Here is an 18,046-nt window from a genome sequence, read left to right on the forward strand (position 1 = left end):
CTGAAGCAGGGCAACGAGGTCAGAATTTGGGCAGAGGTGGGGGACGGGGGCCACGCCCGACGGGCGCGGCCGGCGCGACCGACAGCGGGAGGCAGCGGTGAGGACAGCGGCACTGGGACCGGCGCAGCGCGTCGAGTCCCTGGCGGGAATGGCCGAGCGAGAGCTGGACGTGCTGGTCGTGGGTGCGGGCGTGGTGGGCGCTGGTACAGCGCTGGACGCCGTCACGCGTGGCCTCACCACGGGCCTGGTCGAGGCGCGCGACTGGGCGGCGGGCACGTCGAGCAGGTCCAGCAAGCTCATCCACGGCGGACTGCGCTATCTGGAGATGCTGGACTTCGCGCTCGTCCGGGAGGCACTGAAGGAGCGCGGCCTGCTGCTGGAGCGCCTCGCTCCGCACCTGGTCAAGCCGGTCCCGTTTCTCTACCCCCTCCGGCACCGCGGCTGGGAGCGGTTGTACGCGGGTGCCGGCGTCGCCCTGTACGACCTGATGTCGATGGCGCGCGGCCACGGTCGCGGCCTGCCCAGGCACCGGCACCTGACCCGCCGTCAGGCCCTGCGCGTCGCGCCGTGCCTCAAGAAGGACGCGCTGGTGGGCGCGCTGCAGTACTACGACGCCCAGGTCGACGACGCACGCTTTGTCACGACGCTGGTGCGCACCGCGGCCTCCTACGGCGCCGAGGTCGCGAACCGGGCCCGGGTGACCGGGTTCCTGCGTGAGGGCGAGCGCGTCGTCGGCGCCACCGTCCGGGACGTGGAGGCCGGCGTCGAGTACCAGGTCCGCGCCAAGCAGGTCGTCAACGCCACCGGTGTGTGGACCGACGACACCCAGGCGATGGTCGGGGAGCGCGGCCAGTTCCACGTCCGGGCCTCCAAGGGCATCCACCTGGTCGTGCCCCGGGACCGGATCAACTCAAGCACGGGCCTGATCCTGCGCACCGAGAAGTCCGTGCTCTTCGTCATCCCCTGGGGCCGGCACTGGATCGTCGGCACCACCGACACCGACTGGGACCTCGACAAGGCGCACCCGGCCGCGTCCAGCGCGGACATCGACTACGTGCTGCAGCACGTCAACTCGGTGCTCGCGGTGCCGCTCACCCGCGCTGACGTCGAGGGCGTGTACGCCGGGCTGCGGCCCCTGCTCGCGGGCGAGTCCGACGCCACCAGCAAGCTGTCGCGCGAGCACACCGTCGCGCATCCGGCGCCGGGCCTCGTGGTGGTCGCGGGCGGCAAGTACACCACCTACCGGGTGATGGCCAAGGACGCGGTGGACGAGGCCGTGCACGGACTCGACATGCGGGTCGCCGACTGCGTCACCGAGGACGTCCCGCTGCTGGGCGCGGAGGGCTACCGGGCGATGTGGAACGCGCGGGCCCGGATCGCCGACGAGGCCGGTCTCCACGTCGTGCGCGTGGAGCACCTGCTGAACCGGTACGGGTCCGCCGCCCAGGAGGTCCTCGACCTCATAGCCGGTGACCCTTCGCTGGGCGCGCCCCTGCAGGGGGCCGACGACTACCTGCGCGCCGAGGTCGTCCACGCCGCCTCGTACGAGGGCGCGCGCCACCTCGACGACGTGCTGACCCGGCGGACCCGCATCTCGATCGAGACCTTCGACCGGGGCACGCGCAGCGCGCGCGAGGTCGCGCAGCTGATGGCGCCGGTGCTCGGCTGGGACGAGGACCAGATCGAGCGCGAGATCGCGCACTACGAGAAGCGGGTGGAGGCCGAGCGGGAGTCGCAGCGCCAGCCGGACGACCTGACGGCCGACGCGGCACGGCTCGGGGCGCCGGACATCGTGCCGCTGTAGGCGCGCTTCCCCTGCTGCCCCGTTCCTCCGGATTCCTGTCACCCGTTCGCCGTTGCGCACGCCGGTGCGGAAAAGTCCGCGCCGGCGGAATTTCCGCCCCCGGCGTGTCGCCGGCGGCACGGTTTGCCAGAAGTGTCCGATGCGTCGGCACCCTTGGCTTTCCACTTGTCACGGCCCGTCATGCCCGCACGGCGACGCGGTCGTTCGCCCTCGCGAAGGCGCCGCGCCAGGGGCCCCCTGGGCGCGGGGTACTTGTCGGGTGAGGGACAATGGAGGCTCTGTCAGGGCGGGTTGCATGAGGGGACGCATGTCGGAGGCGGAGCGGGCGGGGACATCCCGTCAGGACACTCGTCAGGACAAGAACGAGCAGCGTCTTCTCGCCGGGCGGTACCGGCTGGGAGACGTGCTCGGCCGGGGCGGCATGGGCACGGTGTGGCGGGCCGAGGACGAGACGCTGGCCCGCACGGTCGCGGTCAAGGAGTTGCGGTTCCCGTCGAACATCGACGAGGAGGAGAAGCGCCGCCTGATCACGCGCACGCTGCGTGAGGCCAAGGCCATCGCCCGGATCCGCAACAGGAGCGCGGTGACGGTCTTCGACGTGGTCGACGAGGACGACCGGCCCTGGATCGTGATGGAACTCGTCGAGGGCAAGTCCCTCGCCGAGGTCATCCGCGAGGACGGCGTGCTGGAGCCGAGGCGCGCGGCGGAGGTCGGGCTCGCCGTCCTCGACGTGCTGCGCTCCGCGCACCGCCAGGGCATCCTGCACCGCGACGTGAAGCCGTCGAACGTGCTGATCGCCGAGGACGGCCGGGTCGTGCTGACCGACTTCGGCATCGCCCAGGTCGAGGGCGACCCGTCCATCACGTCCACCGGCATGCTCGTCGGGGCGCCCTCCTACATCTCCCCGGAGCGGGCCCGCGGCCACAAGCCCGGCCCGGCGGCCGACCTGTGGTCCCTCGGCGGCCTGCTGTACGCGGCGGTCGAGGGCTCGCCCCCGTACGACAGGGGCTCGGCGATCGCCACCCTGACCGCGGTGATGACCGAGCCCCTGGAGGAGCCGAAGAACGCCGGCCCGCTGCGGGACGTCATCCACGGGCTGCTCACCAAGGACCCGGCCCAGCGCCTGGACGACGCGGGCGCCCGCGCCCTGCTGAAGGCCGTCCTCGACACGCCCGGCGCGACGGCGGACGCCGAGCCGCCCGCGGACGCCACCAGGGTCGTACCGCTGCCCGCGCAGCCCGACGAGCGTGCGGGCAAGGGGAGCGCGGGTACCGGCGGCAAGCGGGGGGAGGAGGCGGCCGATCGGCTGCGGGGCGCGCTGCGGTCCGTGCGCAAGGCCGCCGTGGCGGGCGGCGCGGCGGGCGCGGCGGACACGGACCGTGCCAAGTCCGCGGAGCGCGGGTCCCCGGACGCCGGCTCCGCGGCCGCGGCGGACTCCGGCGCCGGGGCCGCCGAATCCCCGTCACCGTCCGCGTCCGGCGGGCGGGACGGCTCCGACGCGTCGTCCGACGCCGGCGAGCCGGCCACGGACGGGACCGGGACGGGCTCCGGGCGCACCAGTTCCGGCTGGCCCGCGGTGCCGCCGCCGGACCTGCCCCCGCGTCCGGCCCCGAAGGCGCCGCTCACCGACGTGATGCCGCGACGGACGCTCGTGATCATCGCGGCGATCGTGGCGCTCGCCGTCCTCGGCACCGTGCTCGCCCTCGTGCTGGGCGGCGGTGACGACGGCGGCCCGAACGACGGCCGGGGCAGCGCCGCGGGCACGTCCGGCACGGCGGGTCCCTCCCCGGGCGCGTCGACCAAGGAGGACGGGAACGGCGGGACGCGACAGAGCGGCGACCCGTCCGGCTCCGCGACCGCGAGCGGCTCCACCGGCGGCGCGGGCGCCGGCCCGAGCGCCACCGGCGACGCCGACGGCGGCACGGGTTCCGGCGGCCACGGGTCCGGCTCCGGCGCGGGCGCCCCGGTGGCGTCGACGTACAAGGCCGGGCAGGGCTTCTCGATCGGGCTTCCCGCGGGGTGGAAGTACGCGGGCACGGACAGCGCGGGAGCCCGCTTCACCGGCCCCGACGGGCAGAAGCTGCTGGTCGCCTGGACGTCCACGCCCAAGAGCGACCCGGTCGCCGACTGGAAGAACCAGGAACGGGGCATGGTGCGCTCCCAGTACCGGCGCATCCGCATCGAGAAGGTCCAGTACCGCGGCTGGAACACGGCCGACTGGGAGTTCACCTACGCCACCGGCGGGACGACGTACCGGACCATCGACCGCGGGTTCGTGGTGAACGACCACCTCGGGCACGCCCTGATGTACACGGCGAAGGCCGCCACCTGGGACAGCGACCTGCGGCAGAAGACCTGGCAGACGCTGGCGAACACCTTCAGGCCGAAGTCCTAGTGCCGCGGCAGGCAATGTTCGCCCCGTCGCGACGCCCGGCACTCGCCGCACCGGCCGGAAGCCCGAGTACATCCCGTACGAGGGCGTCCGGCCGGGACGCCGAGAGCACGCACCGGACGCCGCTCCTCGACGGGTAAACGTCGCCTGCCGCGGCACCAGCCGCCGAGCGCCGTGACCGGTCGCCGCGCCCGGCCCCGAATTCGTTCCCGAGTTCGGGAAACGAGATATGTCATCCCCTCATTGCGGGTTGCCTCCGGCACGTATCGTGAGGGGTTGCGGACCGTACGCAGCCGGAACGGGACGCATGGCGAACGGAACTGACCGACCGGGCGGCCGGGGGAGGCAACGTGGACGACTACGCGGGACGGGTACTCGCCGACCGCTACCGCCTGCCGCTGCCGCCCTCCGACGAGTACGAACTGACCGAGACCCGGGCCTTCGACACCTACAGCGGACAGGAAGTCCTCGTCCGGCAGGTGCCCCTGCCGGAGGTGGTCGAGGCCGAGGTGCTCGACGCGGACGGGCTGCCCGCCGGTTTCACGGCGCGTGACGGCGTCTCCCGGCGGCCCCCGCCCCGGACGGCCACCCGGCGCCCGGCCGACCCGGCCGTCCGGCGGGCGGTCGAGGCGGCCCAGGCCGCGGCCCGCATCCCCGACCATCCCCGGCTCGACCAGGTCTTCGACGTGTTCGCCGAGGGCGGTTCGCTGTGGGTCGTCAGCGAACTGGTCGCCGCGCGGCCGCTCGCTGCGCTGCTGGCCGAGAAGCCGCTGACGCCGTACCGGGCGGCCGAGGTCGCCTCGGACATCGTCACGGCGCTGCGCGTGCTGCACGCCCACGGCTGGGTGCACCGCAACATCACTGCCCGCACGGTCCTGGTGTGCGACGACGGCCGGGTGATGCTGACCGGCCTCGCGGTCGGCGCGGCGGAGGAGGCGCTGTGCGGGTACGACCCCGTGCCGCCGCAGGACGGCGACGACGACCCCGTGCGGTCCGGCGGCGCCGAGGCCCCCAGCGGGGACGGCGGGTCCGGCGGGTTCGGCGGGCCGGGCGACACCGGGCGGCCGGGCCGTGCGCCCGGGAACGGCGGTGCCGCGGGCGGTGGCCGGACGGGCGGGCCGGACGGCGGGAGTTCCGGCGGCGGTCCCTGGTGGACGGCCCCCGACGCCTCCGGGGCAGCCCGGTACGCCGCCGGCCACGGCAGCCACGGCGGGGCGTCCGGGCGGGCGCCGGGTCCGGGGGCGATCGGCGGGGGCGCCGCGTCCGCCGTGGACCCGGAGGCGGCGCGGCGGGCCGCCATCGAGGCACGCGCGGCCCGCGGACCGGCGGCCGGGACGGACCCGGCGTACGGCGGAGCCGGAGCCCTGGAACAGCGCTCCCCCGAGACCGGCGCGGACGTCCGCGCGGCACGCGCCGGCGCGATAGCCGCCTATCGCGCCGGGGCACGGGCGGCGGCCCGGGTGCAGGAGGCCCAGCAGGGCGCGCGCGCCGCGCTGCCCGGCGGCGACGACCCGCAAGCAGGCGGACCCGAGCGCACCCCGTACACCTCCGGAGCCGGCGCCGACCGCACCGGCACGGCACCCCCGGGCCGGACAGTCGCCCCCCACGGCATCCACGGCCCGGCACGGCGTGGCGCCGCACCCGGTGCGGGGGCGGTACCGGCCCCGGGCGGGCCCGGCGCCCGCACGGCACTTCCCGGCCCGGGCGGCGGCCCGGAAGCGGGCACCGGACCCGTCGCGGGCGCCCTTCCCGCACCCGGCGGATTCGCCGGCGGGCGGGGGACCGAGGGCGCGGCCTTCCCAGCCGTGCCCGAACGCGACGGCGCGCCGACCGGCGCCCGGGTGCCCCAGCAGACCCGGTGGGACGAGCAGCCCGCCGGGGCACCCGCCCGGCGCGGGCCGGGCACGGCGCTGGCCGCGGAGCGGGCGCGGCAGGCGCGGATGGCGGTCGTCGGGCCGGTGACCGAGCGGTGGGCGCCGGAACAGGCCGGGCCCGTGCACGAGAACTGGCAGCTGGCCGCTCCCATCGGACCCGCCACCGACCTGTGGGCGCTCGGCGCCCTGCTCTTCCGCGCGGTCCAGGGCCACGCCCCCTACCCGGAGGAGTCGACGGCCGAGCTGGTGCAGCTGGTGTGCGCCGAGCCGCCCGCCTTCGCCGAGGAGTGCGGCCCGCTCCGGCCGGTCGTGGAGTCGCTGCTGCGCCAGGACCCCACGGAGCGCATCGACTTCGAGGAACTCAACGGCTGGCTGCGCTCGCTGGTGCGGTCCGCGCCCGAGCCGGAGGCCGGCGCACATGTCGTCGCCGCCCCGCCCGCGGACCCCAGCCGGCTGCCGATCGTGCGCCGCCGGGGCGAGCTGGTGCGCAGGCGGCGCGCCGGGCTGCCCGCGCACCACGGGCGGCACAAGCGCGACAGACGGCCGGCCGGCTCGCCGCGCCGCCTCGGCCGCACCCTGCTCCTGCTCATCCTGCTCGCGCTGGCGGCGGCGGTCGCCTACGCGGCGCTGTTCATGCCGAAGGCCGGTCACGGCGGCGCGACGGGCGGCGACCGCACCGGGGCCGTCGGCGAGGCGAGCCAGGCGCCGGCGGACCCGGGCCGCGACGCGAGCGGCGCCCCGCGGCCCGGCCGGACGGCACCCGGCGGGAGCGCCGGAGCCTCGGAGTCGGCCGGTGCGGCCGAGACGCAGACCACCGACCCCCGCGTCGCGGACGGGTTCACCCTGCGCCGCGACCCCGAGGGCTTCCAGGTCGCCGTCGCCGACGGGTGGAACCGCACGCCCAGGAACGGCCGGGCCCAGGTGGTGTACTCCCACGGCGGCTTCGAGCTCCTCGTCGTGCCCGGCCGGGACGGTGCGGCCCGGTTCGGCAGCGATCCCATGGTCTACCAGCGGGACAAGGAAGGGGAGTTGCAGGGCTACCGCGACTCCAGCTGGGCCACCGCGTCCGGGCTGCGGACCATCGAGGTGGGCGGACGGACCATGGCCGAGGGGCAGTTCACCTGGACCGACGCGAGCGGACGGGACCTGTTCGTGCGCAACGTCGCCATCCTGCTCGACGGGCGCTACCACGTGGTGCAGGTCCGCGGCCCCGAGTCGCAGCGGGACGAGGTGACCCGTCTGTACGAACAGGCCTCCACCACCTACCGGTTCACGGGCTGACCCGGTTCCCGCCGGGCCGCCGGAGCGACAACCGTCACAGTGCTGTCTCCGTGGCACCCCGCCGGTTCCCCGGGCGGGTACCGGTCCCTAGTCTGACCCTGTCAAGAGCATTGCGGGGGAACGTGAATCAGATGCAGGGCCTGCTTCTCGCGGGCGGCCGCTATCGCCTCGCCGACTCCATCGGCAGCGGCGGCATGGGGAGGGTGTGGCGCGCACACGACGAGGTGCTGCACCGGGCCGTCGCCATCAAGGAGTTGACCGCCGCGCTCTACGTCTCCGACAGTGACCGGGCCGTCCTCCTCGCGCGCACCCGGGCGGAGGCGCGCGCGGCCGCGCGGATCAACCACTCCGCCGTCGTCACCGTCCACGACGTACTGGAGCACGACGGCCGGCCCTGGATCGTGATGGAGCTGGTCGAGGGCCGGTCCCTGGCCGACGCCGTCCGGGAGCAGGGCAGTCTGGAGCCGCGGGAGGCGGCGCGCGTCGGCCTGTGGGTGCTGCGCGCCCTGCGCGCCGCGCACACCGCCGGCGTGCTGCACCGCGACGTCAAACCCGGCAACGTGCTGCTCTCCGACGACGGGCGCGTCCTGCTCACCGACTTCGGCATCGCCCAGATCGAGGGCGACACGACCATCACGCGCACCGGCGAGGTCGTCGGCTCGGTCGACTACCTGGCCCCCGAGCGTGTCCGCGGCCACGACCCGGGCCCGGCCTCCGACCTGTGGGCGCTCGGCGCCACGCTGTACACGGCGGTGGAGGGCCTGTCGCCGTTCCGCCGGACCTCCCCGCTCACCACCATGCAGGCGGTCGTCGACGAGGAGCCGGCCGCGCCGCGCGGCGCCGGGCCGCTGGCACCCGTCATCGCCGCCCTGCTGCGCAAGGATCCGGCCGCACGGCCCGGCGCGGCGGAGGCCGAACGGATGCTCGCCGAGGTCGCGGAGGGACGGCGGCCCGGCGCCGCAGCGCCCCACCTGCCCGCGCAGGCCACCGGTCCGCGCGCTGAGACGGCGACGCACCCGGTGACGGGGACCGCGGCCACGGCGCCCCACCACCCGGCGACCGGTCCGGCCACGGCCGGCGCCGGGTATCGGGTGACCGGTCCGACGGCGCTCGGCGGCCCCGCGTTCCCGGCGGCGACCGCGCCGGGCACGAGCGGTTCCACGTACCCGGTCACCGGTCCGGCCGGAACCGGACCCACCACGGCCGGTCCGCGGTACGCCGCACCCCTGCCCGGACGGCGCCGTCGGCGCACGCTGGCCCTCGTGGTCGTCCTCGCCGCGCTGTTCGGCGGCGGCACGGCCGTGGTCGTGCAGAAGTGGGACGAGGGCCGGCGCGGCGGCGACCGGACGGTCACGTCCCCTCCGCCCGGCCCCACGCCCACCGCTTCGGCCACCCAGGGGGCGAGCCGCCTCCCGGACGGCTGGGTCCGCCGCAGCGACCCCTACGGCTTCAGCATCGCCGTGCCCGGCGCGGACTGGAAGCGCACGGTGTACGACGAGGCCACCCACCAGGTCGACTACACCCCCGACGACGGCGAGCACTTCATCCGGATAGCCGTCGACGACTCCCCGGACTACGCCGACCCCCACGACCACCAGGCCGACCTCGAGCAGCAGTTGCAGCGGCTGGTCGCCTACCGGCGGGTGACCCTGGAGGCCAACACCTACCGCGACCGGCCCGGCTCCCGGTGGGAGTACACCTGGACCGCGCTGGCCAAGGACACGCCCTTCCCCGGGCCGCGCCGCGCCACCGAGCAGACGTACATCACCCGTGACGGCGTCGAATACGCCATCTACATCTCCTCACCCGCGGAGGACTGGCCGACCACGCGCCGGCAGTTCACGGCGGTGCTGCAGAGCTGGCGCCCGGACAGACCCTGACCGGCGCCCGTGCCGGCCGGAGGCACCGGCGACCGGACCCGCGCGACGGCCGGCCGGCCCCGGAGGGGGCTGCGGACGGCGGCCGGAAAAGGCGTCGGCGACGCTCCGCTGCGAGGTCCGGCGGGGCCCTGAGGGCGGGCGCACCGCGGTGGCCGGACGGACCTTTCGGCGCCTGCCGCAGCGGCCGGAGGGGCAGCGGGGTGCTGCGCTGCGAGAGCTGGGCGGGTCCCTGGAAGTGGGCAGCGCCGCGGTGGCCGGACGGGGCCTGTGGCGGGCTGTGCCGGGGCGCCGGATCGGCCGTGGGGGCGGGCCGTGGCGCGGTGGCCGTACACGTCGTGATGAATTGGCTGGTCGGCGCCCCGGAGGGCGGGCGTCCGATGGGGCATCATGGGGCGCATGGGGACCGAGGGGGACGGCTGCCGTGTGATCGCGGGCCGGTACCGGCTGGAGACCAGGGTCGGGCGCGGCGGCATGGGCGTCGTATGGCGGGCGACCGACCAGCTGCTGGGCCGGCACGTGGCGGTCAAGGAACTCCCGCTCGACGAGACGCTGTCCCCCGCGGAGGCCCGGCTCCAGCGCGACCGTACGCTGCGCGAGGCCCGCGCGGTCGCCCAGCTGCACCACCCGCACATCATCGTCGTCCACGACGTCGTCGAGCAGGACGAACGCCCCTACATGGTGATGGAGCTGATCGACGGCGGCTCGCTCGCCGACCGGATCGCCGAGCGCGGCCCGGTCGACGCCCGCGAGGCCGCCCGGATCGGCGTCGCCCTGCTCAGTGCGCTGGCGACGGCGCACGCCGCCGGTGTCCTGCACCGCGACATCAAGCCGGCGAACGTGCTCCTGGAGGCCGGCACCGACCGCGTCGTCCTCACCGACTTCGGGATCGCGCAGGTCGCGGGCGCGACGACGCTCACCGAGACCGGGTCCTTCGTGGGTTCGCCCGAGTACACCGCGCCCGAGCGGATGTCCGGAGCCGGCACCGGCCCGGCGTCCGACCTGTGGTCACTGGGTGCGCTGCTGTGCACCGCCCTGAGCGGCGCGTCGCCGTTCCGGCGCGACTCGCTGGGCGGCATCCTCCACGCGGTCGTCGTCGACGAGATCCGGCCGCCCGCGCAGGCCGCGCCGATCCTCCCGGTGATCCGGGGGCTGCTGGAGCGTGATCCGGACCGGCGGCTGGACGCGGCCGAGGCGGAGCGGATGCTGCGGGCCTTCCTGGAGTCGGGCCGCACCCCGCAGCGGCCCGCCGTCCACACGCCCACGCAGTGGGACGTGCCCCGGCCGCTGCCGGTCACGTCACCGCGGCAGTCGCCCGAGGCTCCCGGCCGGCTCTCCACACGGGGCGTGCTCGTGACGGCGCTGCTGGTGGCCGCAGTGGCCGGGGCGGGCGTGTCGGCGGCCGCGCTGCTGGTGGACCGTGACGGGCCGGGCGGCCACCCGCCGAAGGTTCCGGCCCCGCGGACGTCGGCGAGCACCGGAGCCGTCCCGCCCTCCTCGTCCTCGCCGCCGCCCCCGGCGTCCCGCACACCGGCTCCCACGGTCACCGTGACCCGGTCCGCCTCCCCGGCCGCCAACACCCCGACCGCGCCCTCCGGTTACCACCTGGTGCGGGATCCGGCGGGCTTCTCCGTCGCCGTGCCGGACGGCTTCACCCGCGCACCGCAGGGCGAACGGATCTTCTACCTGTCCCCGGGAGCGGCCTTCCGCCTCGGCGTCAAGGTGGCCGGCCCCGCGACCGGCGGTCCGCTCGCCGCGATGCACCGCGCGGACGCCGGGGGACCGGAGACCAACCCCGGCTACCACGACGGCCGGGTCACCGCCGCCACGCACCGCGGACACCCGGCCGCGCTGTGGGAGTTCACCTGGAACGGGTTCAGCACGGCGGAGGGCCCGCGGCACACGTACGACCTGTGCTGGGAGCAGGACGGGCGGCTCTACGACGTGTGGGTGTCGGCGCCGGTCGGAAAGGTGCGGGAGGCCCAGGAGCACTTCGACGTCGCGGTCGACACCTTCGTCCCCGGATGAGCCGGCGCGCCCGGACGGTCCGGCGGTCCCATGGCGAGGTGGGATACCGGCGCGGGGCGGGACAACGGGGCGAAGCGGAGATAAGCGGCGCCGCGGGTCACGGGTTCGTGACCGGGGGTCCCCCACGGTGGAGGGGGCGGCGGTTGTCGCGATATGCATGGATCCATGAGCAACAACGGGGGAGCCCGGCACGGGGCCGACGAACCGACGAGCTTCGTCCTGCGTCCGCCGAACGGGCAGGCCGCACGGGCACCGGAGGCCCAGCAGGCCCCGCCGAACACGCCTGACACGCCCAGCGCGCAGGCCCAGCAGGCCCCGCCGAACACGCCGGTCCCGCCGAACCAGCCGCACGCGCAGGCCGAGCACGCCCCGGCCGCCCCGGCGGAGCCCCCGCGGGTGCCGCACCCTCCGGCCCGGGTGCCCCACCCGCTCAACCCGTACGCGGCGCCCGTGGCGGATCCCGGCACCGGGCGGCTGATCGCCGGGCGCTACCGGCTGCTGGCCAAACTCGGGCACGGCGGCATGGGGACCGTGTGGCGGGCCAAGGACGAGACGGTGGACCGCGAGGTCGCCGTCAAGGAGCCCCGCGTCCCGGACCACCTTCCCGAGCGTGAACGCGCCAACGTCTTCGAGCGGATGCGCCGCGAGGCCCGTGCCGCGGCCCGGCTCGACCATCCGGCGGTCGTCAACGTCCACGACGTCGCCGTCGTCGACGGGCAGCCGTGGATCGTGATGGAGCTGGTGCGCGGCCGCTCGCTCGGCGACGCGCTGCAGGAGGGCACCCTCGACGCCCGCGAGGCGGCGAGGATCGGCCTGCAGGTCCTCGGCGCGCTGGAGGCCGCGCACGCGGCGGGCATCCTGCACCGCGACGTCAAGCCGGACAACGTACTGCTCGGCCGGCACGGCCGGGTGGTGCTCGCCGACTTCGGCATCGCCCGGATCGAGGGCGAGACCAGCCTGACCGACACCGGCGGCTTCGTCGGCTCGCCCGAGTACATAGCGCCGGAACGGGTGCTGGGCCAGCGCCCCGGCCCCGCGTCGGACCTGTGGTCGCTCGGCGTGGTGCTGTACGCGGCCACGGAGGGCCTCTCCCCGTTCCGCCGCAGCAACACCCCGGCGACGTTGCAGTCGGTGCTCAACGCGGCGCCCGCCCCGCCGGCCGCCGCCCGGGGCCCGCTGGCCGAGGCCGTCACCGGGCTGCTGCGGAAGGACCCGGCGCAGCGCCCCGACGCCGCCCAGGTGCGCGCCCTGCTCAAGGCCGCCGCCGAGCCGCCCGCCCCGGTACCGCCCGCGCAGGCCGTGACGTCCGTCGACGGCACCGGGGCCGCGCGGCGCCGGTTCCGGCCGGGCCGCGGGACGTGGCTCGGGCTCGGTGCGGCGGCCGTCGCCGCGGCGGTGGCGGCGTACCTGCTGATCGCGGACCCGTTCGCGGGGCCGCTGCCGGACGGCTGGCGCACCCGTCACGAGAAGGACGTCGCGGCGACGCTCGCCGTGCCCGCCGGCTACCGGCGTGTGGTGCCGGACCCGGCGTCGGACAAGGGGCACTGGGTCAGGTACGACGACTGGAGCGGCAGCGTGTGGATCAGCCTCGCGCTCACGCGCAGGGCCGAGGACACCGGCCACGCCATCAAGGACTCCGCTGCCGCCCAGATGTACGACGACAACGGCACCTACAAGCAGTCCGGGGACTACAGCCTGGACATGCCCTCCGGCCCGGGGACCGACCCGAAGCCGCAGACGGCCCACCAGGGCAAGCCGGCGGCCGAGAACACCGTCGTCTACACCACCGATGACAGCGACAACCCGCGCCCGCGCGAGCTGCGGCTCTTCTACTACAAGAGCACGGCGGGCGACCTGTACAAGCTCACCGTGAGCTACCCCGGCAAGGGCGACTTCACCGACCGCGGCCGTGAGGTGGCCCGGACGGCGATCAGGAACCTGGACATCGACCGGCTCTGAGGCGCCATGTGGGGCAGGGGTCCCGGAACGCCGCCGCGCCCCCGCACCGAGGCTCCGGCAGTCGCCGGGCTCCGGGGCGCGGGTCCCCGGGGGCGGCCGAACCACCCCCGGTACCGGTCGTCCCCGCGCAACGCCCTGATCAGCGTGTTCGACGCCAGTGATCGCTGGCGGCGTGTGAGCACTCCGTGAATCCCCGTTACCGACGGGTACACAAAGCCGTCGCCGCGGCATACCCTGCGCGTCATGACGGACTCGCAGGCCCCGGCACAGACCGGCACCAACCCTTCGGCCCCCGCCCCCGCGGGCGCCCGCACGGCCGCCGACGTGGTCACCCCCGATCTGGTCGCCCGGCTCACCAAGGGCGTCGCCGGGTCCGGCCGGACCGCCAACCACACGCCGTACACCGGCGCGAAACTCGCGGACCTGCCCGAGTCCACCCCCGAGGATGTCGCCGCCGCCTTCGAACGGGCGCGCGCCGCCCAGGCCGTCTGGGCGCGCACGCCGGTACGGCAGCGCGCGGCCGTCCTGCTGCGCTTCCACGACCTGGTGCTCGACCGCCAGGCCGAAGTCCTCGACCTGGTCCAGCTGGAGACCGGCAAGGCGCGGCTGCACGCCCACGAGGAGGTGCAGGCCGTCGCGGTGGCGGCCCGGCACTACGGCCGCAGGGCCGCCGCGTACCTCAGGCCCAAGCGGCACGCCGGTGCCATGCCGGTCCTCACGCGCGTCACCGAACTGCGGCACCCGCGCGGGGTGGTGGGCCAGATCGCCCCCTGGAACTACCCCCTGGAGCTGTCGGTCGGCGACGCGCTCCCCGCCTTCGCCGCGGGCAACGCGGTCGTCATGAAGCCCGACACGGAGACCTGCCTGACGGCTCTGTGGGCGCGGGACCTGCTGATCGAGGCTGGGCTGCCCGCCGAGGTGTTCCAGGTGGTGATCGGCGACGGACCGGTCGTCGGCCCGGAGATCGTCCGGCACGCCGACTACGTGTCCTTCACCGGCTCCACCCGCACCGGCCGCGAGGTCGCGCAGGGCGCCGCCGCCCGCCTGGTCGGCGTCTCCCTCGAACTCGGCGGCAAGAACGCCATGCTCGTCCTGGCGGACGCCGACGTCGAGAAGGCGGCCGCGGGAGCGGTCCGCGCCTGCTTCTCCTCCGCGGGCCAGCTGTGCATCTCCGTCGAGCGGCTGTACGTCCACGAGTCGATCGCGGACGCCTTCCTGGAGCGGTTCGCCGCCCGCACCAGGGCCATGCGGCTGGGTACGTCCCTGGCGTACGGCGCCGACATGGGGTCCCTGGTCGGCGAACGGCAGCTGGAGACCGTCAAGCGGCACGTGGAGGAGGCCGTCGCCAAGGGCGCCAGGGTCGTGGCGGGAGGCGTCGCCCGTCCGGACATCGGCCCGTACTTCTTCGAGCCCACCATCCTCGACGGCGTCGAGGCACCCATGGCCGTGTGCACGGAGGAGACCTTCGGCCCGGTCGTCTCCGTCTACCGCTTCACCGACGAGGAGGAGGCCGTCGAGCGCGCCAACTCCACGCCGTACGGCCTGAACGCGTCCGTGTGGACCAAGGACGCCCGGCGCGGCCGCGAGGTCGCGGCCCGGCTGCGCACCGGCACGGTGAACGTCAACGACGGGTACGCCCCCGCCTACGGCAGCGTCCAGTCGCCGATGGGCGGCATGAAGGACTCCGGCCTGGGCCGCCGGCACGGCTCAGAGGGCATCCTCAAGTACACCGAGGCCCAGACCGTCGCCCACCAGCGGCTGCTGCCGATGGCGCCGTCGCTGGGCATGGACGACGAGAAGTACGCGGAGTTCATGACCCGGAGCCTGAAGCTGATGAAGGCGTTCCGCTTCCGCTAGAGCATCACCCCAGACAGCACCCGTTCTCGACGAGGAGAGCACGTGTCACAGGAGAAGTCTGTCCAGACCCGGGACGAGGACGGGTACGACTACGACGTCATCGTCGTGGGATCGGGGTTCGGCGGGTCCGTGTCCGCGCTCCGCCTGACCGAGAAGGGCTACCGGGTCGGGGTCCTGGAGGCGGGCCGCCGCTTCACCCGCGAGACCCTGCCGAAGAACTCCTGGGACCTGAAGAACTACCTCTGGGCCCCGAAGCTCGGCTTGTACGGCATCCAGCGCATCCACCTCCTGGGCAACGTGATGGTGCTGGCCGGCGCCGGAGTGGGCGGCGGCTCGCTCAACTACGCCAACACCCTCTACGTACCGCCGAAGGCCTTCTTCGAGGACCCGCAGTGGCGGGACATCACCGACTGGGAGGAGGAGCTGAAGCCGTACTACGACCAGGCCCGGCGCATGCTCGGCGTCCGGCTCAACCCGACGATGACGCCCTCCGACGTGCACCTGAAGGCGGCGGCGGAGCGCATGGGCGTCGGCGACACCTTCCACATGGCCCCGGTCGGCGTGTTCTTCGGGGACGGCAAGGACGCCGACGGCACGGCTACGGCCGGCCCCGGGGAGAGGACCGCCGACCCCTACTTCGGCGGGGCCGGGCCCGAGCGCACGGCGTGCACCGAGTGCGGGGAGTGCATGACGGGCTGCCGCCACGGCGCGAAGAACACCCTCAACGAGAACTACCTGTACCTCGCCGAGAAGGCAGGCGCGGTGGTGCACCCGATGACCACGGTCGTGTCGGTCACGGACGACTCGCGCGGCGGATACGCGGTCGCCACGCTGCCCACCCACGACAGGAGGAGCGCGGGCCGCGTCCTCACGGCCCGCCGGGTCGTCCTCGCCGCCGGTACCTACGGCACCCAGACGCTGCTGCACCGGATGAAGGCGGGCGGGCAGCTGCCGTACCTCTCCGACCGGCTCGGCGAACTGACCCGGACCAACTCCGAGGCGCTCGTGGGCGCCCAGACGGACAACCGGCGCTACCGCCGGGCGACCGGCGAGCCTGCGGCCGACTTCACCCGCGGTGTCGCCATCACGTCCTCGATCCACCCGGACGAGAACACCCACATCGAACCCGTCCGCTACGGCAAGGGCTCGAACTCGATGGGCAGCCTGTCGATCCTCCAGGTCCCCTACGCGGAGGGCTCCTCACGGGTCGCGGCCTGGCTGCGCAACGCCGCCCGCCACCCGGTGCTGGTGCTGCGGTCGCTGTCCAACCGGCGCTGGTCGGAGCGCACCATCATCGGCCTGGTGATGCAGTCCCTGGACAACTCCCTGACCACGTACCTGAAGCCCGGCGGGGTGGGCAAGGGCCTGCTGACGGCCCGGCAGGGCCACGGTTCGCCCAACCCCAAGCAGATCAGGGCCGCCACCGAGGGCGCCTCCGCGCTCGCCGCCGAGATCAACGGTTTCGCGGGCTCCAACGTGGGCGAGCTGATGGGCACTCCGCTCACCGCCCACTTCCTCGGCGGCTGCCCGATCGGCGCCTCCCGAGAGACGGGCGTCATCGACCCCTACCACCGCGTGCACGGCCACCCCGGCATCTCGGTCGTCGACGGCGCCGCCGTCTCGGCGAACCTGGGCGTGAACCCGTCCCTGACCATCACCGCCCAGGCCGAACGGGCGATGTCGTACTGGCCCAACAAGGGCGAGGCCGACCCCCGTCCGGCACCGGGCGCCGCCTACGAACGCCTCAAGCCGGTGGAGCCGGCGTCACCGGCCGTCCCGGCGGACGCGTTCGGCGCGCTGCGGCTGCCGTTCCTGGGGATGCCGGCGGTGCCGCCGAAGAAGTGACGCACCACCGCCCGAGCACCGGGCGGTGGCCGGCACAACATGAGAGAAGGACCTGCGCCCCCCTCCTGGCGCAGGTCCTTCTCTCATGTTGTGCGCGGTGCCGCTACGACGCGCTGAGCCCGCGCGCCGGCGGGGGCGTCACGCGCTCGCGCCGGCCTTCCGGCGGCGCACCAGCACCATCGCGCCCGCACCGGCGACGACGGCGGCACCGCCGACGAGGCCGATCGCCGGCAGGGCGGAGCTGGAACCCGTCTCGGCGAGGCTGCCCTCGACCTTCGGGGTGGTGCTGTCCGGCTTGGTGTCCGTGACCGGAGCCTTGCCGCCTTCCTGCGGCTTGGTGCCCTCGGTGTCCGTGCCGGCGGAGACGATCTGGAACTTGTAGGCGACGTCGCCGAAGCCCATGCACTTGCCGTCACCGTCGCCGTACACCGTGGCGCCGATCGAGAAGCCGGCACCGACCGGGGCGGACTTCTTGACGTTGATGCGCAGCGGGATGTCGATCTCGTAGTCGGGCTCCAGCGTGTCGCTGTAGCCCACGTAACCGACCGCGTAACCGCCGGCGTCGAGGTCCTCCCAGACCTTGTCGCTCGGGTTCCAGGCCTGCAGCCGGACCTGCTTGCTCTTGAAGAGCTCCTCGCCGTTCTTGTCGGCGGAGGCGCCGGCGAAGAAGTCGAGGTCGTTCAGCGTGGAGTCCGAGGTGTTCCAGACGTTCAGCGAGAACTTGTGCCAGCCGCTGCCCGCGGCGATCTTGCCCGGCAGACCGGTGATGCTGACGTCGACCTTGGAGTCCTCGCAGAGGGAGGGCTCGGGCTCGGGGGTCTCCGTGGCGGACTCGCTCGGCGACGGGGACGTGGTGCTGGACTCGGACGAGCTCGGCGACGGAGCGGTCTCGCTCGGCGGCGTGCTCTCCGGCTCGCTGGTGGGCGGAGTCGACTCCGGCTCGCTGGTGGGCGGGGTGGACTCGGGAGCCGACTCGGGAGCCGACGAGCTCGGCGGCGTGCTCGGCACCTCCGCGAAGGCGGACGGAGCGGACAGCAGCGCCAGCGGGGCTATGGCAGCCGTCGCGGCCGCGGTGACCATGGCGCGGCGAAGCTTCATGAAGACCTCGGGAAGTCGGAGTACTGCACGG

The 18,046-nt window shown here is 74.9% G+C and carries 9 protein-coding genes; 8 read left to right on the plus strand and 1 reads right to left on the minus strand.

Annotated elements, in window-relative coordinates:
• Nucleotides 1–97: 97 nt before the first annotated feature.
• The 8 genes from ACWDNY_RS13990 to ACWDNY_RS14025 all read left to right on the plus strand — a co-directional run bounded on the left by ACWDNY_RS13990 (nucleotide 98) and on the right by ACWDNY_RS14025 (nucleotide 16,917).
• Entirely contained in the window at nucleotides 98–1,804 is a 1,707-nt protein-coding gene (locus ACWDNY_RS13990; RefSeq protein ID WP_451645970.1) for a glycerol-3-phosphate dehydrogenase/oxidase, read from the plus strand.
• Between the two features lie 307 nt (nucleotides 1,805–2,111).
• A complete protein-coding gene (locus ACWDNY_RS13995; RefSeq protein ID WP_451645971.1) occupies nucleotides 2,112–4,199 on the plus strand; it encodes a serine/threonine-protein kinase in 2,088 nt (695 codons plus the stop codon).
• Between the two features lie 347 nt (nucleotides 4,200–4,546).
• The gene (locus ACWDNY_RS14000) at nucleotides 4,547–7,351 is read left to right on the plus strand and encodes a protein kinase (protein ID WP_451645972.1); all 2,805 of its coding nucleotides are present in this window, start codon (nucleotides 4,547–4,549) and stop codon (nucleotides 7,349–7,351) included.
• 131 nt (nucleotides 7,352–7,482) lie between these two features.
• Nucleotides 7,483–9,231 (plus strand): protein kinase domain-containing protein, encoded by a 1,749-nt coding sequence (locus ACWDNY_RS14005; RefSeq protein WP_451645973.1) that lies wholly within the window; start codon nucleotides 7,483–7,485, stop codon nucleotides 9,229–9,231.
• A 396-nt stretch (nucleotides 9,232–9,627) separates the two neighbouring features.
• On the plus strand, nucleotides 9,628–11,256 hold the full coding sequence (locus ACWDNY_RS14010) for a serine/threonine-protein kinase (RefSeq protein WP_451645974.1): 1,629 nt from the start codon (nucleotides 9,628–9,630) through the stop codon (nucleotides 11,254–11,256).
• Between the two features lie 165 nt (nucleotides 11,257–11,421).
• Nucleotides 11,422–13,215 (plus strand): protein kinase domain-containing protein, encoded by a 1,794-nt coding sequence (locus ACWDNY_RS14015; protein WP_451645975.1) that lies wholly within the window; start codon nucleotides 11,422–11,424, stop codon nucleotides 13,213–13,215.
• Nucleotides 13,216–13,458: 243 nt separating this feature from the next.
• A complete protein-coding gene (locus ACWDNY_RS14020; protein WP_451645976.1) occupies nucleotides 13,459–15,072 on the plus strand; it encodes a succinic semialdehyde dehydrogenase in 1,614 nt (537 codons plus the stop codon).
• 42 nt (nucleotides 15,073–15,114) lie between these two features.
• On the plus strand, nucleotides 15,115–16,917 hold the full coding sequence (locus ACWDNY_RS14025) for a GMC oxidoreductase (RefSeq protein WP_451645977.1): 1,803 nt from the start codon (nucleotides 15,115–15,117) through the stop codon (nucleotides 16,915–16,917).
• A gap of 138 nt (nucleotides 16,918–17,055) precedes the next feature.
• Here the strand turns inward: ACWDNY_RS14025 and ACWDNY_RS14030 are convergent, their stop codons facing one another.
• Nucleotides 17,056–18,015 (minus strand): LPXTG cell wall anchor domain-containing protein, encoded by a 960-nt coding sequence (locus ACWDNY_RS14030; RefSeq protein ID WP_451645978.1) that lies wholly within the window; start codon nucleotides 18,013–18,015, stop codon nucleotides 17,056–17,058.
• Nucleotides 18,016–18,046: the final 31 nt, after the last annotated feature.

It is taken from the genome of Streptomyces sp. NPDC003697 (assembly GCF_053587115.1).